The 20574-nt window shown below is 70.8% G+C and carries 18 protein-coding genes, 3 tRNA genes and 1 riboswitch; of the genes, 12 read left to right on the top strand and 9 right to left on the bottom strand.

Going from position 1 to position 20574, the window contains the following annotated elements; all coding sequences use genetic code 11:
- Nucleotides 1-59: 59 nt before the first annotated feature.
- The gene (locus tag LUU90_RS15785; RefSeq protein WP_275004479.1) at nt 60-1241 is read right to left on the bottom strand and encodes a DUF418 domain-containing protein; all 1182 of its coding nucleotides are present in this window, start codon (nt 1239-1241) and stop codon (nt 60-62) included.
- Between the two features lie 4 nt (nt 1242-1245).
- The gene (locus tag LUU90_RS15790; protein ID WP_275004480.1) at nt 1246-1530 is read right to left on the bottom strand and encodes an AbrB/MazE/SpoVT family DNA-binding domain-containing protein; all 285 of its coding nucleotides are present in this window, start codon (nt 1528-1530) and stop codon (nt 1246-1248) included.
- A gap of 191 nt (nt 1531-1721) precedes the next feature.
- Here LUU90_RS15790 and LUU90_RS15795 point away from each other — a divergent pair, with 191 nt between their 5' ends.
- Entirely contained in the window at nt 1722-2612 is an 891-nt protein-coding gene (locus LUU90_RS15795; protein ID WP_275004481.1) for an HAD family hydrolase, read from the top strand.
- Between the two features lie 93 nt (nt 2613-2705).
- On the opposite strand, the gene LUU90_RS15800 is transcribed toward LUU90_RS15795, so the two are convergent.
- Both LUU90_RS15800 and LUU90_RS15805 read right to left on the bottom strand, forming a co-directional pair.
- Nucleotides 2706-3569, bottom strand: a complete 864-nt coding sequence (locus LUU90_RS15800; RefSeq protein ID WP_275004483.1) for a carbohydrate kinase family protein — start codon at nt 3567-3569, stop codon at nt 2706-2708.
- Between the two features lie 41 nt (nt 3570-3610).
- The gene (locus LUU90_RS15805) at nt 3611-4552 is read right to left on the bottom strand and encodes a sigma-70 family RNA polymerase sigma factor (protein ID WP_275004484.1); all 942 of its coding nucleotides are present in this window, start codon (nt 4550-4552) and stop codon (nt 3611-3613) included.
- A 110-nt stretch (nt 4553-4662) separates the two neighbouring features.
- On the opposite strand from LUU90_RS15805, the gene LUU90_RS15810 reads away from it, so the two are divergent.
- On the top strand, nt 4663-5184 hold the full coding sequence (locus tag LUU90_RS15810; RefSeq protein WP_275004485.1) for a carboxymuconolactone decarboxylase family protein: 522 nt from the start codon (nt 4663-4665) through the stop codon (nt 5182-5184).
- Nucleotides 5185-5287: 103 nt separating this feature from the next.
- On the opposite strand, the gene rarD is transcribed toward LUU90_RS15810, so the two are convergent.
- Nucleotides 5288-6190 (bottom strand): EamA family transporter RarD, encoded by a 903-nt coding sequence (rarD, locus tag LUU90_RS15815; RefSeq protein WP_275004486.1) that lies wholly within the window; start codon nt 6188-6190, stop codon nt 5288-5290.
- A gap of 125 nt (nt 6191-6315) precedes the next feature.
- On the opposite strand from rarD, the gene LUU90_RS15820 reads away from it, so the two are divergent.
- Nucleotides 6316-6397: transfer RNA gene (locus tag LUU90_RS15820), tRNA-Tyr, on the top strand.
- A gap of 115 nt (nt 6398-6512) precedes the next feature.
- On the opposite strand, the gene LUU90_RS15825 is transcribed toward LUU90_RS15820, so the two are convergent.
- Complete coding sequence (locus tag LUU90_RS15825) at nt 6513-7991, bottom strand: hypothetical protein (RefSeq protein ID WP_275004488.1); 1479 nt, start codon at nt 7989-7991, stop codon at nt 6513-6515.
- A gap of 203 nt (nt 7992-8194) precedes the next feature.
- Here LUU90_RS15825 and LUU90_RS15830 point away from each other — a divergent pair.
- The 6 genes from LUU90_RS15830 to LUU90_RS15855 all read left to right on the top strand — a co-directional run bounded on the left by LUU90_RS15830 (nt 8195) and on the right by LUU90_RS15855 (nt 11983).
- Nucleotides 8195-8267: transfer RNA gene (locus LUU90_RS15830), tRNA-Thr, on the top strand.
- Between the two features lie 86 nt (nt 8268-8353).
- A tRNA-Met gene (locus tag LUU90_RS15835) sits at nt 8354-8430 on the top strand.
- An 83-nt stretch (nt 8431-8513) separates the two neighbouring features.
- Nucleotides 8514-8684: a 50S ribosomal protein L33 gene (gene rpmG, locus LUU90_RS15840; protein ID WP_013837798.1), complete on the top strand. Its 171-nt coding sequence runs from the start codon at nt 8514-8516 to the stop codon at nt 8682-8684.
- A 25-nt stretch (nt 8685-8709) separates the two neighbouring features.
- Complete coding sequence (locus tag LUU90_RS15845; RefSeq protein ID WP_275004490.1) at nt 8710-9195, top strand: FAS1-like dehydratase domain-containing protein; 486 nt, start codon at nt 8710-8712, stop codon at nt 9193-9195.
- On the top strand, nt 9192-9614 hold the full coding sequence (locus LUU90_RS15850; protein WP_275004491.1) for a MaoC family dehydratase: 423 nt from the start codon (nt 9192-9194) through the stop codon (nt 9612-9614). The genes LUU90_RS15845 and LUU90_RS15850 overlap by 4 nt, the downstream gene beginning before the upstream one ends.
- Nucleotides 9615-9727: 113 nt before the next feature.
- Nucleotides 9728-11983 (top strand): N-acetylmuramoyl-L-alanine amidase, encoded by a 2256-nt coding sequence (locus LUU90_RS15855; protein WP_275004493.1) that lies wholly within the window; start codon nt 9728-9730, stop codon nt 11981-11983.
- Between the two features lie 105 nt (nt 11984-12088).
- On the opposite strand, the gene LUU90_RS15860 is transcribed toward LUU90_RS15855, so the two are convergent.
- Nucleotides 12089-13471 (bottom strand): C39 family peptidase, encoded by a 1383-nt coding sequence (locus LUU90_RS15860; RefSeq protein ID WP_275004494.1) that lies wholly within the window; start codon nt 13469-13471, stop codon nt 12089-12091.
- 83 nt (nt 13472-13554) lie between these two features.
- Nucleotides 13555-13660: riboswitch (TPP riboswitch) on the top strand.
- On the opposite strand from LUU90_RS15860, the gene thiC reads away from it, so the two are divergent.
- The gene (gene thiC, locus LUU90_RS15865; protein ID WP_275004496.1) at nt 13655-15448 is read left to right on the top strand and encodes a phosphomethylpyrimidine synthase ThiC; all 1794 of its coding nucleotides are present in this window, start codon (nt 13655-13657) and stop codon (nt 15446-15448) included. (Overlaps the previous riboswitch by 6 nt.)
- Nucleotides 15449-15524: 76 nt before the next feature.
- On the opposite strand, the gene LUU90_RS15870 is transcribed toward thiC, so the two are convergent.
- Entirely contained in the window at nt 15525-16646 is a 1122-nt protein-coding gene (locus LUU90_RS15870; RefSeq protein ID WP_275004498.1) for a LacI family DNA-binding transcriptional regulator, read from the bottom strand.
- Between the two features lie 111 nt (nt 16647-16757).
- On the opposite strand from LUU90_RS15870, the gene LUU90_RS15875 reads away from it, so the two are divergent.
- Both LUU90_RS15875 and LUU90_RS15880 read left to right on the top strand, forming a co-directional pair.
- On the top strand, nt 16758-18002 hold the full coding sequence (locus LUU90_RS15875) for an MFS transporter (protein ID WP_275004500.1): 1245 nt from the start codon (nt 16758-16760) through the stop codon (nt 18000-18002).
- Nucleotides 18003-18159: 157 nt separating this feature from the next.
- On the top strand, nt 18160-19353 hold the full coding sequence (locus tag LUU90_RS15880) for a UDP-N-acetylmuramate dehydrogenase (RefSeq protein WP_275004501.1): 1194 nt from the start codon (nt 18160-18162) through the stop codon (nt 19351-19353).
- Between the two features lie 96 nt (nt 19354-19449).
- Here LUU90_RS15880 and LUU90_RS15885 read toward each other — a convergent pair whose 3' ends face one another.
- Nucleotides 19450-20508: a L,D-transpeptidase family protein gene (locus LUU90_RS15885; RefSeq protein WP_275004503.1), complete on the bottom strand. Its 1059-nt coding sequence runs from the start codon at nt 20506-20508 to the stop codon at nt 19450-19452.
- Nucleotides 20509-20574: the final 66 nt, after the last annotated feature.

The following is a 20574-nucleotide window of genomic DNA, read 5'->3' on the forward strand; positions in this document are numbered from 1 at the left end:
CCGAGCGGCACCGGTCGGTGGCCGAGCTCAGCGCGTGACCTGCCCGAAGCATTCCCGGCTCACCGGGCAGCCGATCTCGCCCGGGTGTACGACAGCCGGCGCAGCAGGATCTCCGCCGGCCCGCGGTAACCGGCCCTGTGCATCAGGTCGGCGATGATCACCGAGACCACCCAGGTGGCGATCGCGACGGCGGTGGCGCCCGCGAGCCCCATCCGGTCCTCCAGCCCCAGGCCGAAGGGCGTGAAGACCGCGACCCACACCACGGTCTGGAACAGGTACATGCTCATCGACCGCTGGCCCAGTGCCTGAACGGCGGTCGTCAGCCGGCCGGGGCGGTCGGCCACGGAGCACGCGATCAGCGCGATGAAGCCCGCCAGAGCGATTCCGCCCACATAGCCGGTGAGCGGCTGGGCGACTGCCGCGGTCAGCACGACAACCGGGTTCTCGTTCGACCACGTCCCGAGCTCGAGCAGTACGGCAGGGAGCGCGCCGAGGACCGACGCCACCGTGGCAGCGACCGAGAAGCGCCAGAGCAGCGCGCGGTGGTTCTCCGGTTCGTCCAGGACTCGGCGTCGCGCCACCCACATCCCGAGCACGACCCCGGGGATGACGAGCAGGACCCCGATGACCAGGCCGTACGGCCAGCTCGTGGTCCGGTCGACGAACGCCTCGGTCCAGGTCCGGTCGCCCGTGGCCACGCTGCCGACGGTGTAGCTCGAGATGCCCTGCGACAACGGGAGCCACATCCCGAGGGCGGCCGCCGCCGTCGCCGGGATCATCGTCAGCCCGCTCACCCAGAGCAGGGTGGAGTCCTTGGCCCGGAGCAGCCCGGCGAGCAGCAGCCCGGCGATCCCGTACGGCGCCAGGATGTCGAGCGGCGTGAAGAGCAGTACGTGGACTGCGCCGATGACGACGAGCCACCAGCCTCGTCGTCGCACCAGCGTGCGGACGTCGGTCCAGCTCGCGCCGCGCTCCTGCTGCCGGTTCATCATCTGGACGAGGGCGTAACCGAAGAGGAACGCGAACAGCGGCCGCGCGTGGTTGTGCACGAAGAGCAGATGGAAGACCTTCGTGATCTCGTTGACCACCTCGGGTCCACGGTCGATCGCGGACACGAACAGCGGGGCGTGCGCGAACGTGATGAACAGCAGCATCCCACCCCGCGCCAGGTCCGGTGCCGGCGCTCTGCGGGCCGTCCGGGTGACCATGACCGACGACGGTGACGTGACCGGGTTGCCCATGCGGCTACTCCGCCTCGTCCGTGTCGTCTGCGCCGTCCTTGGCGTGTTGCTGGATCATCTCGAGCAGCGTGGACGAGCCCTGGAGGTTGCGCATCAGCGTGTCGATGGTCATCAGGGCGAGACCCTGCTCAGGGTCGGCGAGGACCAGCAGCTTGTCACCCGCTTCGATCCCCAGGTCGCGCCGGGCCTGGGCCGGGATCGCGATCTGCCCCCGCTCGCTCACCGTCACCGAACCGTAGAAGCCGCGGCCTCCAGGACCGTACTTCGCTGGACTCTTGTCGTCGGCCACCGCATGCCTCCCGTGCTCGGGTGTCTGCTCCTGTCTGAGCTACACGTTACAACATGTAAATCATGTAGAACATGCGGCGGCTCTTTGTCGCGCCGAGCGCCGCGTCTAGGGTGTGCGTACGTACCTGGACCGGAGGTGGCTGAGATGGGCGTCGTCACGTCGCGCGCGCTGAGGCACGAGGTGAGCGAGCGGTGACCCGCCTGCCCCGCGTCGTCGCCACCGACCTGGACGGCACGCTGCTCGACAGCCGCGGCCAGGTCTCGGAGCGCACGCGGAACGTCCTCGCCGACCTCGACGCGGCAGGCGTCGAGGTGGTCTTCGTGACCGCCCGACCGCCGCGCTGGCTGACCCGGTTCACGGACGCCGTCGGCGGCCACGGCCGCGTCATCTGCATCGGCGGGGCCTGTGTGCTCGACCTCGCCTCCGGCGAGACGCTCGACACCTGCGGGTTCGACGACGACGCGGCGCTCGCCGTCGTGACCGGGATCCGCGCCGCGCTGCCGCACGCCGCGCTCGCCTTCGAGCGGCCGGGCGGCGTCGTGTTCGACCCGACCTACCCCAACCGGGAACCGGCCCTGGACCCGGGTCTCTGGTCCGTCCCGGTCGAGGACACGCTCGGTGCGGACCGCGCACGTGGGCCGGTGTCGAAGATCCTCGCGCTCGATCCCGCGTACATCCCGCCGCCGGGCATCGTCGTCGACCCGCCCGAGGAGATCCGGCTCGCGCAGGAACAGTTCTTCGCCGCGGTGCGCGGCGCCATCGGGCCGCACGCCCAGCTGGCGTACTCGGGCGCCGTCGGCCTGGCCGAGCTCATGCCGCCCGGCGTCGACAAGGCCGCCGCGCTGGCCCGCTGGTGCGCGCGGCTCGGCGTCGACGCCTCCGACGTGTGGGCCTTCGGCGACATGCCCAACGACCTGCCGATGCTCACCTGGGCCGGCCGGGGCATCGCCGTGGCCAACGCCCACAGCGAGGTGCTGGCCTGCGCCGACGCGGTCGTCGGGCACCACGATGCCGACGGTGTGGCCGAAGAGCTGGCCACGGCGCTGCTGGGCAGCGCCGCCAGGGCGGCTGCGGACTCCTGACCCCGCGGAATCCTGGCTCTGCGGGGAGCGGCCCCGGTTGTGTCGTGAGCGATCGTCGCGTCGACGTGCCCGTTCTCGCCGCGACGATCACGCTCACGACAAGGGGTGTTCGTCGAGGATCGGGGACAGATGCGCGGTGGTCAGGGCGCGGGTCGCCTGGCGTGCGCCCGCCCGGAGACAGTCCGCGGTGCCCGCGCCCGCGAGGTGCGCCGTGAAGAACCCGGCGAAGAACGCGTCGCCCGCGCCGTTGGTGTCGACCACGTCCACGGGCTCCGCCGGGCACTCGAACCAGCCCTCCGCGGTGCGCGCAACAGCGCCGTCGGCGCCGAGCGTGCACACCACGGTCCGGGCACCACGGTCCAGCAGGTCGGACATGAGGGCACGATGGTCGTCGGTGCCGTCGTCGTTGAGGAAGACGTGCGAGCACGCCTCGGCGAACGGGCGGTGGAACTCCGCCACACCGTCGTAGTCGTGCAGGTCGGTCCACAGCGTCGCCCCGCTCGCGACGGCGGCCGGGAGCAGGCTCAGCCCGGCGGCGCCGAGGTCCAGCACCACGTGCTCGGCGTCGGCCACCCGGGCGACGGCGACGGCGTCGGGCCCGGGGGAGGCCGTGGTTGTCGCGAGGTAGATCGACAGGCGCTCACCGGCGTCGGTCATCAGGTTCAGGTGCTGCTCCGACGGGCCGGGGGCCCGCCGGGCCAGTACCTCGACGCCCTTCGCGCGGTCCAGCGCCGCGAGGATGAGGTCGCCCTCCGGGTCCGTGCCGACGTCGGCGACGAGCGTGCAGGCCGCCCCGAGATCCGCGAGGTGCAGGACCTTCCCGGCGCTCGTGCCGCCCAGTGTGCGCACCGTGCCGCGCGCGAACACGGCGTGCGGGCGGGGCTCGGGAAGGTGGTCGAGCCGGACCATCGTGTTCCACGTGGCCGGCCCGGCCACCACGGTGCGAGGAGCGTTCATGCGCTCACCCTGCCACCCGACACCCACACCGTCCCGGGCGGTCAGCCGAGCAGCTCCACACCCAGCACGGCGATGGCGTCGGGGTCGCCCACCAGGTCCACGCTGGCGATCCGCCCGTCGTGCACGACCACCGCGAACACGGCGCGCGGCGTGCCGCCCGGCGCCCACGTGAACCCGACGGAGCCGCCGACCAGCGCGGGCACGGCACCTCCCGCCCGGCCCCGGAACGCCTCCGCGACGGCCGCGGCGCCACGCACCTCGCGCGCCAGCAGGGGAGCGCCCTTGTCGGCCGACGCCGCCGCCGTCTCGACCGCCGACTGGTCGGCGCGCAGCACCACCTCGGGCGCGAGCACGGCCAGCAGGCCCGCGAGGTCTCCCGTGCGGGACGCCGTGAGGAACGCCTCGACCACCTGCCGGTCGGTCCGGGCCTCGGCGGCGGTCCGGGAGCCGACGCCGGACGCCGCGCCGTTCTGCGCGGCCGCCCCCGACTGCACCCGCCGCCGGCCGCGGCTCGCGAGCTGCCGCGACGCGGCCACCGAGCGGCCCAGCACCGGTGCGATCTGCTCGTAGGGCACGGCGAACAGGTCGTGCAGCACGAACGCCAGACGTTCGGCAGGGTCGAGGCTCTGCAGCACGATCTGCATCGCCAGCCCGACGACATCGGCCAGCTCTGCCTCCTGGGCAGGGTCAGGGACGTCGTCGTGCGGAAGCTCCGGCCCGACGTCGTCCGGCAGGCCGGTCGGTAGGGGCGCCTCGCGGCGGGTCGACCGGGAGCGGAGCATGTCGAGGCAGATCCGGCCGGTGACCGTCGTCAGCCAGGCGGCGAGACTCTCGATCTCCGCGTCGCCGGTGCGATTGAGGCGCAGCCAGGTCTCCTGCAGCGCGTCGTCGGCGTCATCGGGGTTGCCGAGCATCCGGTAGGCCACCGCACGCAGGCGGGGGCGGTGCTGCTCGAAGGCGGTGGCGAGCTCGTCGGGATTCATCGGTCACATCCTCGGTCTCGGGGGCGTCAGGAGTGTGACGGCGCGCAGGGCGCCGATGTGACCGGCCGGTACGTCCGGCCACGACGTCCGGCCACGACGAGAGGACCGCGATGACCACCGAGACCACCACCCACGACTTCGCCCCCGAGGCGTCCACCACCCCGCACCTGCGAACGCTGGCGCCCCGCATGCAGAACCCGGCACTGCTCGTGCCGGGCGCGGTGAAGCACCTGAGCGCGCTGGGACAGATCGTCCACGGGCAGGGTGTACCGGCCACCACGCTGGAGCTGGTGCACCTTCGCACCAGCCAGATCAACGGCTGCGCCTGGTGCATCGACTACGGGATGCGCCAGGCCCGCAAGGCAGGCGAGTCGGAGGACCGGCTCGGCTCGGTCTCCGCATGGCGTGAGTCGCCGTACCTCTCGGAGGCCGAGTGCGCGGCGATCGAGCTCGCCGAGTCGGTCACGCGGCTCGCGGACAGCTCGGACCCCGTGCCCGACGCCATCTGGAACCGTGCCGCCGAGCACTACGACGAGCAGGCGCTCGCGGCGCTGGTGCTCTACATCGGGGTCACCAACGTCTACAACCGCCTCAACGTGACGACCCGCCAGGTCGCCGGCGTGGTCGGCTGAAACACCGCTCGGCCGAGCCACCGTTGGTCGAGCAGTCCCGCTGGCCGAGTAGTCCCGCTGGTCGAGCGTGTCGAGACCCCGGTCCCGGCAGGCTCGACCAGCCTCACTCCAGACGGGGCCGAGGAGCCCGGCGGCTCTGGCGGATCCCGTCGATCGTGAGCAGTACGAGCGCCACCCACACCAGGGCGAACCCTGCCCAGCGCGCTGCAGGCATGTGCTCCCCGAAGACGAGCAGCCCCACGAGGAACTGCAGCGCGGGAGCGAGGTACTGCAGCATGCCGATCACGGACAGCGGCAGCCGACGCGCGGCGGCGCCGAAGAGCAGCAGCGGCAGCGCCGTCACGATGCCTGCCGACATGAGCAGCAGCACGTGTCCGGTTCCGTGTCCCGTGAAGGTCCCGGCGCTGCCGAGCCAGACGAGGTACGCGAGCGCGAACGGGACGGCGACCACCGTCTCGACGGCGAGGCCGGGCAGAGCCGGGACGGTACGGCCCACGCGGTTCTTCACGAGCCCGTAGAGGCCGAAGGAGGCAGCGAGGCACAGCGAGATCCACGGCAGCCCGCCCAGCCCGGTGGACAGCACGACCACCGATGCGGCGCCGAAGCCGATCGCGATCCACTGCACGGGCCGCAGCCGTTCCCGCAGGACGAGCACGCCGAGCAGCACGGTGACGATCGGGTTGATGAAGTAGCCCAGGGCGGCGTCGAGCACGCGGTCGCTGAGCACGGCGTACACGTACACGACCCAGTTGACGACGATCAGCGCCGCGGCGACGACGAACGTGCCCAGGATGCGCGGCGAACGCAGGGCGGTCAGGAAGACGCCCAGCTGGCGCAGCGCGGCGAGCGCGATCAGGCAGAAGAGCAGGCTCCACACGATGCGGTGGGCCACGATCTCGAGGGCACCCGCCGGCTGGAGCAGCGGGAAGAACAGCGGCATCCCGCCCCAGAGCAGGTAGGCCCCGATGCCAAGGGGCAGACCCCAGCGATCTTGGTGTTGTGTCACGCCGTCACGATAGGTCTCGCGCGTCGGTCCCGATCACGGCGGGCGCTGTGGGGCTCGTCACCAGACCGGGCCGGTTTTCGATTTCTCGCGAGGGCCAGGAGGGCGCTATGGTTGGGCTCGTTCACGGCTGGTTGCCCGAGCGGCCAAAGGGATCTGACTGTAAATCAGACGGCTCAGCCTTCGGGGGTTCGAATCCCTCACCAGCCACGTGACTCACAAGTAGGGCCTGACCAGCGGAAACGCCGGTCAGGCCCTACTGCGGTTATGGGCTGGCTCTGTGGAGGGTTCCGTGCCGCCCCGGTGAGGCGGCACCTCGTTCACGTCAGCGGACGGTCACTCTCGCCGTGTCGGTCGAGCCCAGGTACGTCGTGGTGGTTCCCGCATACTTCGCGGTCCAGAGCCCCGACGAGGTGGCCCCGACGCGAGTCCGGAACTTGCCGTCCCAGTCGGTCCTCACGGACCGTACGTAACGTGTCGGCGCGGGGCCGGCCGGGTTGAAGTACAGACGCACACTGGTACGCGCTGCGGGCTGGTAGGACGCTCGGTTCGACTGATCGACCGAGATCTTCCGGAGCTTGCCCTGCACCGCGTACTGCTGACCCCTTGCCGGCGTGCTCGTGGAGAGCCTCGCATCGAGGATGGTGCTCCGGCGGACGACGAACGGGGTCATCGCCACCGGTCCGATGAAGTGCCAGTCGTAGTCGTTCCCGCCTGATCCGTAGTACACCTTGGCGTCGGACACGGCCCCGATCGTGTGCATTCCCGCGCTCGTGAACGCGGGGAAATGAACCTTCCCGGTGTAGTGGCCGCCGGACACCTGGCGGAGATCCCCGAACGATGTCTCCCGCCGCGCGACGTTCCAGCTCTCGAGGAACGCGCCCGTGTCCCAGACGACGGACCTGCCGTTGTGCCGGAACCGTACGTCCACCTGCATCGTCGCGCCCCTGAGCGTCATGTCGATGTCGGACGCCGTCACCGTTGTGGAGTACGACGTCCCGCTCACCTTCTGGGTATAGGTGGCAGCGTGCTTGCCGCGCGAGAAGTTCGACATGGTCACGCTCGCCGACGACGGTGTGTACTGCGAACCGCCGGCGAACCGGATCTCCCACGTACCGGGACCGTTGTTCTCGAACGAAGTACTGAACTTGCCCGTCGAACCGAGCGTGAGGGTCTTCCTGCGGACCGCGCTGGTCGAGCCCTTCGGCGTGAACCACAAGCCGATCTGTGCACCCCGCGCGGCGTGATAGCTGTCCCTGACGAACCATTCGAGGCCTCCGCTGACCTGGTACGCCTTGCCCTTGAGCGGCATGCCGGGCTTCACCTCGATCCACGGACGCGTCTCGCGGGTGACCGTGAAGCTCGTGACCTTGTTGTGCTCGAAGGTCGCCGTCGCACCGTCGACCGTCGTGGTCGCACCCAGGTACACGTCGAACGTCCCCGTCGCCGCTCCACCCGTGGTGAACGTGGCGTACTCGCGGGTACCTGCGCTGTAGCCGTACAGCGCCAAGGTTTGGCTGTCGCCGCTGGCTCGGTGTGTCACGACCACGGTGTTCCCGTGACCCTCGGCCGTCACGGTGGCGGTCGGGCTCGCATAGCCGACGAAGATCGTGACGGACTTGCCCCACTGAGGTACCGAGGCATCGCCGACGGACACGGTCGCTGTGACGGTGTGGTCACCAGCGGTGGTGGTGACGGTGCCTTGGCGGACGTCCGCTGCGGCGGGCTGGCCGGTTGCCACGAGCATTCCGGCGATCAGAGCGATCGCAGCGGTGCTCGCGGCATGGCGATGGTGTCTCGGCATGGCCGAAGGATGGCACTGTGCTACAGCACTCCACCACCGTCCAAGCCGGTTTCACCGGGTGATTTGACCGTGACGGCCCCGCGCCTGCGCCGTGTCCTCCCTCGCCCCCGGTAGGTCGGTGAGCGACCGATCAACGACGCGGCGTACTTCACACCCGATTCGATTTCACGCGAGGCCGGAGGGCATGTAGAGTCTTCCTCGCCGCCCCGATAGCTCAGTCGGCAGAGCGTCTCCATGGTAAGGAGAAGGTCAAGGGTTCGATTCCCTTTCGGGGCTCTGTGATCGACGCGGGGTCGTCCGTCCTTCTTTCCGGTTCGCCGGTGGGGGAACAACGGCGGATGGCCTCGCGTTCCGTCACGCGCGGCGGGGTAGCTCAGCTGGTCAGAGCGCACGACTCATAATCGTGAGGTCGCGGGTTCGAGCCCCGCCCTCGCTACCAAGCAAGTACATCCGTTCGGCGTCCCTTGCCGGACGACGAGAAGACACATGGCGCCTCCCTCTCGAGGCGCGGAGGTGAGAGCCATGGCAAGCAAGAGTGCGGACGTTCGCCCGAAGATCACGCTCGCATGCGTGGACTGCAAGGAGCGGAACTACATCACCAAGAAGAACCGCCGGAACGACCCTGACCGCCTGGAGCTGGCGAAGTTCTGCCCGCGCTGTGGCAAGCACACGTCGCACCGCGAGACTCGCTGAGTCTCGGTAGCTGGTTCACACCGACGTGGCGAACGCTGACTTCGAGGGCCGGGTCTACCCGGCCAACGCCCCCTACTCCGTAGGTCGCGAGAAGATCCGCGAGTTCGCCACAGCTGTCGGTGCCACCCACCCCGCGCACCACGATCTCGTGGCAGCGCGGGGTCTGGGCTATCTGGACCTGGTCGCTCCGCCGACCTTTGCCGTGATCGTGGCGCAGCGCGCCGAGTCGCAGTACATCAGCGACCCCGCGGCCGATATCGACTTCTCGCGTGTCGTCCACGCGGACGAACGCTTCACGCACCACCGCCCGATCGTCGCCGGCGACGAGCTCACGACGGTGCTGCACGTGGACCGGATCGTCTCCCGCGGGGCCATCAGCATGGTGACCACGCGGTGCGAGATCTACGCGGTGCCGGAGAGCGTCGAGGTGCCGTCACCCGAGGCCGAGTCCCCGGGCGAGCACGTCGCCACCGTCACCTCCACGCTCGCCATCCGAGGTGAGGACGCATGAGCCGCCCCGACATCGCCGCCCTCGCCGTCGGCGACGTGATCGGAACGCGCACCGTCACCTTCGACCGCGCGGACCTCGTCCGTTACGCGGGCGCCAGCGGTGACTTCAACTCGATCCACTGGAACGACAAGGTCGCCGAGGGTGCGGGCCTGCCCGGCGTCATCGCGCACGGCATGCTCACCATGGGCAGCGTCGTGGGCCTGGTCTCGGAGTGGGCGGGCGACCCGGGCGCCGTCGTCGACTACCAGACGCGGTTCACCAAGCCCGTCGAGGTCCCCAACCCGGGCACCGCTTCGATCGAGGTCACGGCCACGATCGGCGTGATCGACGCCGACGCCGGAACCGTGCGCGTCGACCTCGCCGTCACCGTCGACGGTGCAAAGGTCCTGGGCCGCACCCAGGTGCTCGTCCGCCTCTGACGCTCCCGCGTTCCTACGGGTCACAGGTTTTTAACCCGTAGGTCTTCTCATGCGCCCGTGGATCGGGTGTGATTCTCTCGTCCAGCATGTAGGGCTGACGAGAGGATCTCCGCGTGACGTCACGACGGCGCAGCACGGCCCTGGCCACGGCGGCCGGGTTGCTACTTCCACTCCTACCCCTCTCGGCGGCCAACGCGGCCCCGACGGCGACGGGATCCGACGGCGGAGGGGTGACCTGCACCGCCGTCCTCGCAGCAGGTTCGCTCGACGAGGCGTTCACGGCGGCCGCCGAGGCCACCGGCGTGCCGGAGGACCTGCTCAAGGCGGTGTCGTACATGGAGTCGCGCTGGGACCAGCACGCCGGCCAGGTCAGCGCCGACGGCGGCTACGGGGTGTTCAACCTCCACGGCGGCACGGCGGCCGGCCACGCGCACGGCGACGGGCTGCCGCTCTCCGCGGTGAACGACAAGGCGGGTCCTGCCCACGAGGGGACCCCCGAGCTCACCCGCGCGGCGCGGCTCACCGGTCTCGACGAGGAGACTCTCAAGGCCGGGTCGCAGGCCAACGTGTGCGGCGGAGCGGCGCTGCTCGCGTCCTACCAGGCCCAGGCGGTGCGCGACGGCGCGGTCGACGCCGAGCCGGGCGGAACGACGTCGGAAGGTCTGGGGGAGTGGCAGAACGCGGTGTCCCGCATGAGCGACGTCGAGGGTTTCGCTACACAGGTGTACACAATCCTCCGAGAGGGTGCCGGAACGACCACCCCGGCCGACGGTGCGGTGATCCTCACGGGTAACCGGGACGTCGCCGTGCCGCGGGCCGCGAGCACGAGCGACCCGGAGGCGGACTGCCCCGTGGACCTGGGCTGCGAGTGGCTGCCCGCTCCGTACGAGAAGGCCTCGCCGGACCTCCCGGACAACACCGGGGACTACGGCAACCATGACCAGGCTGACCGCACCGGCGCGGGCGGGCCATCCCTCGACTACATCCTGATCCACGACACCGAGACGGCCTACCAGCCCACGGTCAACCTGGTGCAGGACCCGTCCTACCTGGCGTGGAACTACACGCTGCGGTCCTCGGACGGGCACGTGGCGAACCACCTCGACCCGGCCGACGTCGGCTGGCACGCGGGCAACTGGTTCATGAACATGCACTCCATCGGTCTGGAGCACGAGGGCTGGGCCGGTACGGGGGCCTGGTACACGGAGGCGATGTACCAGTCGTCGGCGGCGCTGGTGCGGCACCTGGCGGCGGAGCACGACATCCCGCTCGACCGGGCGCACGTCATCGGGCACGACCAGGTGCCGGGCATCCTGCCCGGGTACACCAAGAACGTGCACTGGGACCCGGGCCCGTACTGGGACTGGGACCACTACTTCGAGCTGCTCGGCGCCCCGATCGGCGGTGACCTGGAGACGACGACGAACGTCGCGCCGGGCGACGTCGTCGAGGTGCGCACGGGCTACGCCGACAACCCGAACACCGTGACGGGCTGCCAGCAGGCGTCGCCGGGGTCGGGCGCCTGCGTCGAGGGCGCCGGGACGAACTTCCGGTACCTGCGGCAGGCGCCGTCGGCCGATGCCCCGCTGGCGAAGGACCCGGGCTGGAAGCCGGACGGTGCCGACGGCACGACCTACGCGAGCGACGTCAGCGCGCGCGTGCAGTCCGGGCACAAGCTCGTCGTGGACCGGGTGGAGGGCGACTGGCTGGGCGTGTGGTGGGCCGGCTCGCTGGCCTGGCTGCACAACCCCGCCGAACGGCCGGTCGTCGTGCCGGCGACCGCGAAGACGATCACCGTCACGGGCGACGCACCGGCGCCGGTCTTCGGCAGGGCGTATCCGGAGGCGGCAGCGTACGAGGAGCACCCGGACGTCCCGGTGCAGCCGGTCACGCCCATCGAGTACCAGGTGGGCACGGAGCAGACATACGCGGTGGCCGACGACCACGTGGCCTCCGACTACTACCGGGCCACCACGTTCGACGGCTCGGGGCCGGGTGACCGCACGGTGGTCCGCGGCGACGACGTGTACTACCAGGTCTGGCTGGCGCACCGGCACGTGTTCGTCAACGCCGCCGACGTCGAGCTGCACGACCCGGTGGTCGCCGACGTGACGGGGCCGAGCATCGAGGGCCGGGCCAAGCCCGGCAAGGTCCTGACGGCCGACGCCGGAACGTATCTCCCGGACGACGTCGACGTCAGCTACCAGTGGCTGCGTGACGGCGAGCCGGTGCGCCGGGCGACCGCATCCTGGTACCTGGTGACGGGGCGCGACCTGGGAGCCGAGATCTCGGTCCGGGTGACGGTCTCCGCGGAGGGGCACACGTCGGCGTCGTACACCTCGGAACCGCGGGAGGTCCCGGGCCGGTAGAGCGGTCGCGGGGGCGACACCACGCACGCGGGGTGCGTTGCGCTCGGTAGACCTTGTCTACTCTGCGCAACGCACCCCGCGTGCGTACGTGCTTCCTCCGACCGGTCACCAGTTCGGAGTGACTCCCGGGAGGTTGCGCGGCAGCTTCACATCCTTCGGGTGGTAGATGTACGTGATGCCGTCGGTGGAGGTCTGCCACACGCGCTCGAAGTTCTCCCGCGTGTACACGACCCGGACGGCGTCGTTGGTCGCCCCGTGCGGGTCGTTGAGGATGGGGTCGCCGTCGGCGGTGAACCCGCGGAGCACGACGAGGTGCCCGTTGGTCTCGTACCCGGCCTCCGGCATCTCCTCCGCCTCGAAGTTGATCGAGAAGACCAGCGGGATGCCCGCCTCGATGAACTTCTCGGCCTCCGCGAGGGAGCGCAGCCGGGTCACGAACGACTCCAGCCCGAACGTGTTCGCGTAGGCGGCGTTGAACGGCCAGTTGCCCGCGCCCTCGTACGTGTAGTCCCACGTGCGCATGGCGGCGTAGTCGACCTGCGGGTCGCCGTTCGGCGCCACGATGCCCTCCAGCTCCGACTCCGGCACCTCGAGGCCGTACGAGTAGATCACCATCGTGGACGACGTCGGCGAGCACCACACCTGGCCGCCGCCCCCGAACTCCGGGTACTCGCCGCGGTGGATGTTCTGGCTGTACTGCGGCACGTCGAGCGACAGCTCACGCCCGAGCGTGAAGTCGCTGGTACCGGTGTAGTGCGCGTCGGGCAGGTACTCGTTGGTCATCGTGCTCACCGAGTCAAGCCGCGGGGAGACCCGCGTGCCCTCGGGCCGGTACAGCGTGGCCCGGGTCTGGAAGGCCTCCGGCTCGTGACCGCCCTTCGCGACGTAGGTGTCCGTGAACAGGTAGGCGTCCGCGTCCGTCTGGCCGTTCACGGAGGTGCGGTGGATGTCGCCCACGCTGCCGTCGGCCGGAGCGAACTCGGCGCCCGACGCCCAGCGGCTCATCACGAACCACTTGGTCCACGTGCCGTCGGCCTTGCGGCCACGGAACTCGATCTCGACCCAGGTGCCCGTGGGGGTGTGCGCGTTCCATGAGCTCACGGACTCGTCGATCAGGTACCCGGTCTCGACGACCGGCGAGGTCCACCGGCCGGTCTCGTAGGTGACCGGCTCGCCGTCGCCGAACGGGTCCGTGTACTCCACGGTCTCGCCCGTGCCGCGCAGCACCAGCCCGCCCTTGGCGCCCGGCCGCAGGTTCGTGGTCTTGCCCGCGCGGAGCTCGCGGTAGCCGTCCCACGCGGTCAGGGTGATCTGGTTGTCCGACGCCGCCGGTCCTGGCTCGTCCGCTGCCGCCGCGCCCGCCACGATCCCCGCCTGCACCACAAGCGCTCCCGTCGCCGCCAGCGCGAACGCCCTCGTTCGCAGCTTTCCTCGAGTCAACATGCCTGCCTCCATGGCCTGGGCCCACTTCAGGGTGGAGCGAGCCATGGGGCTTCTCTACCAGAGTGGAGCGCCTCCTGGCTGCAAAAAAGTGCCTCGGTGAACTCCGGCTGGGGATGCTAACGTCAGCGGCGATCCCACGGGTGCCTCACGCAGGGGCTGAGATCGGGCTGGACGGCCCGGGACCGTTGAACCTGTCCGGTTAACACCGGCGTAGGAAGCAGGAGTCTCATGATGGAGAACACCCAGTCCCGCACGCTCGCGTACCAGTACGAGCACGACCACGACGGCGGGAACAGCACACCGCACGACGCCGGCCTCCAGGTGCCGGTCACCGAGATCACGCTGGCGCCGTCCCCTGACGGCACCCCGAACGAGCCCGTGCGGGTCTACCGCACGCAGGGACCCGGATCCGACCCGGTGCGCGGGCTCGCGCCGGCCCGGGAACCCTGGGTGGTGGCGCGGGGAGACACCGAGGAGTACGACGGCCGGCGTCGTGACCTGGCCGACGACGGGCGCAGCGCACTGCGCCGGGGCGCCGCGACCCAGGAGTGGCAGGGCGAACGACGTCGGCCGCGCCGGGCGCTCCCCGGCCGGACCGTCACCCAGATGCACTACGCGCGCCAGGGCGTGATCACGCCGGAGATGCGCTTCGTCGCGGTGCGTGAGGGCTGCGACGTGGAGCTGGTGCGCAGCGAGGTAGCGGCCGGGCGGGCGATCATCCCGAACAACGTGAACCACCCGGAGTCGGAGCCGATGATCATCGGCCGGGCGTTCCTCGTGAAGGTCAACGCGAACATCGGGAACTCCGCCGTCCACAGCTCTATCGCGGAGGAGGTGGAAAAGCTCGAGTGGGCGACCAAGTGGGGCGCTGACACCGTCATGGACCTGTCCACGGGCGACGACATCCACACCACCCGCGAGTGGCTCCTGCGGAACTCGCCGGTACCGATCGGCACCGTGCCGATCTACCAGGCGCTCGAGAAGGTCAACGGTGACGCGAGCGCGCTGACCTGGGAGGTCTACCGGGACACCGTGATCGAGCAGTGCGAGCAGGGTGTCGACTACATGACCGTGCACGCCGGCGTGCTGCTGCGGTACGTGCCGCTCACCGCCGACCGGGTCACGGGCATCGTCTCGCGCGGCGGGTCGATCCTCGCCGGCTGGTGCCTCGCACACCACCAGGAGAACTTCCTCTACACCCACTTCGACGAGCTCTGCGAGATCTTCGCGCGGTACGACGTGGCGTTCTCCCTCGGTGACGGTCTGCGCCCGGGCTCGCTCGCCGACGCGAACGACGCCGCCCAGTTCGCCGAGCTCGACACGCTCGCCGAGCTGACGAAGCGGGCCTGGGCCCACGACGTCCAGGTCATGGTGGAAGGGCCCGGCCACATCCCGTTCCACCTGGTCCGAGAGAACGTGGAACGGCAGCAGGAGCTCTGCGACGGCGCGCCGTTCTACACGCTCGGCCCGCTCGTGACCGACATCGCGCCCGGCTACGACCACATCACCTCCGCCATCGGCGCCACGGAGATCGCCCGGTACGGCACCGCGATGCTCTGCTACGTCACGCCCAAGGAGCACCTCGGCCTGCCGAACCGCGACGACGTGCGCACCGGCGTGGTGACCTACAAGATCGCCGCGCACGCCGCCGACGTCGCCAAGGGGCACACCGGCGCGCGCGACCGGGACGACGCCCTGTCCAAGGCCCGCTTCGAGTTCCGCTGGCGCGACCAGTTCAACCTGTCGCTCGACCCGGAGCTCGCCGAGTCCTACCACGACGAGACCCTCCCGGCCGAGGCCGCCAAGACCGCACACTTCTGCTCGATGTGCGGCCCCAAGTTCTGCTCGATGCGGATCTCGCAGGACATCCGCGACGAGTTCGGCGGGGCGCAGAACCAGGCGGCGCTCGCGGACGCGGCGGCGGAGGGCCTGGCGGCCGCAGAGGGTATGGCCCAGAAGTCGGCGGAGTTCCGCGAGGCGGGCGGCGAGGTCTACCTCCCGGCCCCGACCCTCCGCCCCTGACCCTCCGTTGAGTGCTGGATATTTGCGGGCCGGCGCCTGCTGAACCCACAAATATCCAGCACTCAACGAGGGGTGGTCAGGTGAGGTCAGGGACCGGACCTGTTGTCGTGCCCTCGACCAGGCTCACGGGCAGCACGACCGACTCGGGCTCCTCGCCGGCGAGCAGCGCGATGACGGCCAGGCCGAGCGCCCGGCCCTTCTCGACGAGCGGCTGGTGCACGCTGGTGAGCACGTCGGGGGAGAGCCACGGCAGGTCGAGTCCGTCGAACCCCGCCACGGACACGTCCTCGGGCACCCGCAGCCCGAGCTCGCGGGCTGCGATCACGGCGCCGGCGGCGAGCAGGTCGGAGTGGGCGATGATCGCCGTCGGGCGGTCCCTGGCGGGAGCCCACTCGGACAGGATCTCCGTGGCGGCGTCGCGTCCGTGCTCCACGAGCGAGGCGGGCGTCTCCCACGAGATGACGGGCTCGACGACGTCCCGCACACCGGCCAGCCGGTTGCGGGTGGGCGTGCGCTCGGCGGCGGCGAGCCGGTCGGCGTCGACGAGCCCGGACCGCTCGTCCCGCCCGAACGGCAGCGTGATCTCGGCGATCCGCGTGTGCCCGAGCTCGACCAGGTGCCGTACCGCCTCGGCGGCTCCCCGGCGGTCGTCGACGCTCACGACGGGTACGCCGGACACCTCGTGCCCCTCGCCGATGACGACGGGCACACCCCGGCGCTGCAGCGCGGCGAGGTTCGGGTCGTCCTTCAGGGTGCCCCACACGAGCACCGCGACATCCATCGCCGCGGCCTCGACCAACGGGTCGACGGCGGGCGGCAGGCCCGCCTCCGCGGCCAGCCCGACGGACTGCGCCGTGGCGCCCTGCGGCATGCCGGGCACGAGGAGCACGCCCAGCCCCTGCTCACCGATCGCCGAGACCAGGCCGTGCAGCACCTGGGTGGAGACAGGGTCCCGGAACGACCGGCCCAGCTGGTCGCCGATCACCACACCCACGATCCCGGAGCGTCCCGACCGGAGCTGACGCCCCAGGGGGTTGGGCCCGGAGTACTCGAGCTCGCGCGCGGCGGCCAGCACCTTCTCCCGGGTCTCGGGGGTGATCGGTCCCGCACCGGAGAAAGCGAGCGACGCGGTGGAGACGGAGACACCTGCCAGCTCGGCGACCTTCGCGAGGGTCGGTCGTACGGTCTGGCGGCTCATCGCGGGTTCCTTCTCTCGATCGGGCACCAGTGGTGCGGGACCCAGGAATCTGCTGGGCTGATCCCAGATTGTGGCTTACGGTCGGGTGATTCAATCGCACCAAGGAGTTCCGTGCCTACTGCACACGCCGCCGCTCGTGCGGTCTTCGTCGTCTTCGCCGCCAGTGGGTTCGCCTTCGCGAGCTGGGCATCGCGTCTTCCGGCAGTCCGGGACGGCCTGTCCTTCTCCGAGCAGGAGATGGGCCTGCTGCTGCTCACGGGCTCGATCGGCTCCGTCGCGGCCATCCCGCTCTCGGGCCTGGTCGCCGAGCGGTTCGGTACCGCGCGGACGGTGGTCACCTTCGCGGGCGTCCTGGTGGCGGGGCTCGCGGTGGCCGGCTACGGCGTCGTGGTGGACGAGCATCTCGCGGTGCGGCTCGGCCTGATCCTGTTCGGTGTGGGCGCCGGCGTCTGGGACGCCGCGATGAACCTCGAGGGCGCGGCGGTGGAGCAGCGGCTCGGCCGTGCCGTCATGCCGGTCTTCCACGCCGGCTTCTCGTTCGGCACGGTGCTCGGCGCCGGCATCGGCGCGCTGGTGGCGACCATGGGCGTCCCCGTGGTCTGGCACATCGTGTCGGCGGGGATCGTCGCGCTGCTGTCGGTGCTGATCGCCGTCCGCTACTTCTCGCCGAGCGTGGTCGCGGACGCCGTGCCCCACGGTGTGCCCACCGCAGGGGCGGGCAGCGCGGACGGTGCCGACCCGGGAGAGGTGACGCCGCCGACGTCGGGCGTGGCAGGGCTGGTCGCCGCCTGGCGCGAGCCGCGCACCCTGGCGATCGGGCTGGTGGTGCTGGGGGCGGCCCTCACCGAGGGGGTGGCCAACGACTGGGTGAGCCTCGCGGTGGTGGACGGTTTCGAGACGTCCGACGGGATGGGTGCCGTGGGTCTCGCCGTCTTCCTCACCGCCATGACGACCGCCCGGCTCGCCGGGACACGGGCCATCGACCGGTTCGGGCGCGTGCCGGTGCTCGTGATCTCCGCGGGGCTGGCTCTCGTGGGCGTGCTGACGTTCGCCCTGGTCCCGGTCCTGTGGCTGGCCCTGGTCGGCGTCGGCCTGTGGGGTCTCGGCGCGGCGATGGGCTTCCCGATGGGCATGAGCGCGGCGTCCGACGAACCGAAGCGGGCCGCGATGCGGGTGGCGGCTGTCTCGACCATCGCCTACACGGCGTTCTTCGTGGGGCCGCCGCTGATCGGCTTCGTCGCCCACGAGACGGGCTACCGCCTGGCCGTGCTGGTGCTGCTGATCCCCATGGCGCTGGGGTTGGCCGTGGCCCGATCCCTGCGGCCGCTGCCGACGGCGGCCGGTGTGAAGAGGTAGTGCAGGGCACGAGGCGCGCGCTGCCCAGAGGCTGGGCCGTCAGGACGAGCACAGAACACGTCTGTCGACACCAGAAGGTTCCAGAAATGGCAGACATCACCCACGGCATGTCGAAGATGTCCACAAATCCAACGCGACAGGTAGATAGGCTTGCAGGGTGAGCCCATACCCGGCAGACACCGTCCAGGCGCAAGCGGTGGCCCCTAGCCTTGCCGACCTCACCACACTCCGCGTGGGTGGCCCGGCAGCCTCGTTCGTGGAGGCGGAGGAAGAGGCCGCTCTGATCGAGGCGGTGAGCACCGCCGACGACGACGGTGTGCCACTGCTGGTCGTGGGTGGCGGCTCCAACCTGCTGGTGGCGGACGAGGGTTTTGACGGCGTCGTCGTGCGCGACACCCGCGGCGGCATCACTGTCGAGTCGGATGATTCCTGCGGTGGCGCCGTGGTGAGCGCCCCCGCGGGTCAGAACTGGGACGAGCTCGTGGAGCGCGCGGTCTCCGAGGGCTGGGTCGGTGTCGAGTCGCTGTCAGGCATCCCCGGCACGGTGGGCGCCGCCCCGGTGCAGAACATCGGTGCGTACGGCCAGGAGCTCTCCGGCGTCGTGTCGCTGGTGCGCACGTGGGACCGGGGCGAGCGGCGGGTGCGCACGTTCTCGGTGGGCCAGCTGGACTTCGGGTACCGCACGTCGCTGCTGAAGCGTTCGATGCACACCGAGGGCCGGGACGAGGATCCGCGTGCTCCCTGGTACCCGTCGCCGCGCTACGTGGTGCTGGACGTGCAGTTCCAGTTCCGGCTCGGCACGCTCTCGGCGCCGGTCGGCTACGGGGAGCTGGCGCGCCGCCTGGGCGTCGAGGTGGGGCAGCGGGCCCCGATGAAGGACGTCCGCGAGACGGTGCTGGGCCTCCGTGGCGGCAAGGGCATGCTGCTCGACCGTCCGTCCTTCGGTGCGGAGCCGGACCACGACCGCTGGAACTCGGGCTCCTTCTTCACCAACCCCGTGATCCCCGTCGAGCACCTCGCGCACCTGCCCGAGGACGCCCCTCGCTACCCCGTCCGCTCGTCGACGCCGGAGACCAGCACAGGCCCGAGTCTCGGCGCGATCGACCCGGCGTTCGTGAAGACCAGCGCCGCCTGGCTCATCGAACGGGCCGGCTTCGGCAAGGGCTTCGGCCTGGCGGGGGAGCACAGCCCGGCGCGGCTGTCGACCAAGCACACGCTCGCGATGACCAACCGCGGCGGCGCTCGTGCGGAGGACGTCGTGGCCCTCGCTCGCGCGGTGCGTGACGGCGTCCGCGACCGGTTCGGCGTGACGCTGGTGCCGGAGACCGTCCTGGTGGGCGTCTCCCTCTGACCCAACCCTGGTGTTCGGGACCCCGGTGGTCGAGCCCTCGCAGGTCGAGCCTGTCGAGACCGGTCCCGACAGGCTCGACCACCGAGGACCGGACCGTCAGTAGACGACGACGGGGGTACCCGACGGGGCGCCCCACGTGTCCCAGATCCAGTCCATCGCGCTGTTCGAGACGCGCACGCACCCGTGCGAGGCGGGGAACGCGGGGACCGACGACGAGCCGTGCACCGCGATGCCGCCGGTGAAGAACTTGGGCCGCCACATGTCGCCCAGCTCGAGCGTCGACGAGTGCATCGCGTTCACCTCGCGGTACACCGCGAACGAACCGCGCGGCGTGTACGCCGTGTAGGTGGTGCCCTGCGCCTCGTAGGTCTCCCCGTTGCCGGACGATGCGTTGATGACCTTCACGACCTTGCCGTTCTCGACCGCCAGCACGAGCTGCCGGTCGATGTCGATCTCGAGCACCTTCCCGGACGACGTCTGGGCCTGCGGCACGAGGCCGTCGTCCGCGGCCTTCTGCGTGGCGTCGCCCACCACGCCGTCGCGGTACAGGCCACCGGCCTTCTGCAGCGCGAAGACCGCCTGCTGCGTCTCGGCCCCGTACGCGTTGTCGACCGAGGTCACGAAGTAGCCGAGGTCCTTGAGCCGCTGCTGCAGCTTGCCCACCCGGTCGCTGTCCTCGCCGAGCTCGATGTAGTCGGGCTTCTCGGGCTCCTCGTCCTTCGAGCCCTTGTCGTCGTTCTCGCCCTTGCCGTCCGACTCCCCGTCGTCCCCCTCGGACGAGCCGTCGTCGCGCTTCCCGTCGTTCTTGCCTTCGACATCACCAGCATCACCGGCATCACCCTCGGCGTCGTCCGGCGCGGCCGTTCCGTCGTCGGCGTCATCGCTCGCGCCGTCGCCGGTGCCCTCGTCGGCGCCGTCACCGCTCGCCTCGGCCGATGGCTCGCTCGGCGAGGCCTCCGGCTCCTCGGCTCCGGGATCCTGGCTCCGGGTGCTCTCCTCCGGGCTGGGTGAGCTGGTCGCCGCCGTGTCCGCGGGGGGCTCCTGGCCGTCACCGCAGGCGGACAGCAGGCCCGCGGCCAGCGCCACCGCGCCGAGCGTGCCCATGATCTTCCTGCCGACGTTCCTGCCCACACCGTGGGTCGGCCTACCGTGCATTACCCGCATCGTGACTCCTCCTCGACCGCGCCTTCTGGGGTGGCGCGGCACCACACACGAGACGAC

The sequence above is a fragment of the Promicromonospora iranensis genome (genome assembly GCF_028994775.1).
GTDB lineage: Bacteria > Actinomycetota > Actinomycetes > Actinomycetales > Cellulomonadaceae > Promicromonospora > Promicromonospora iranensis_A.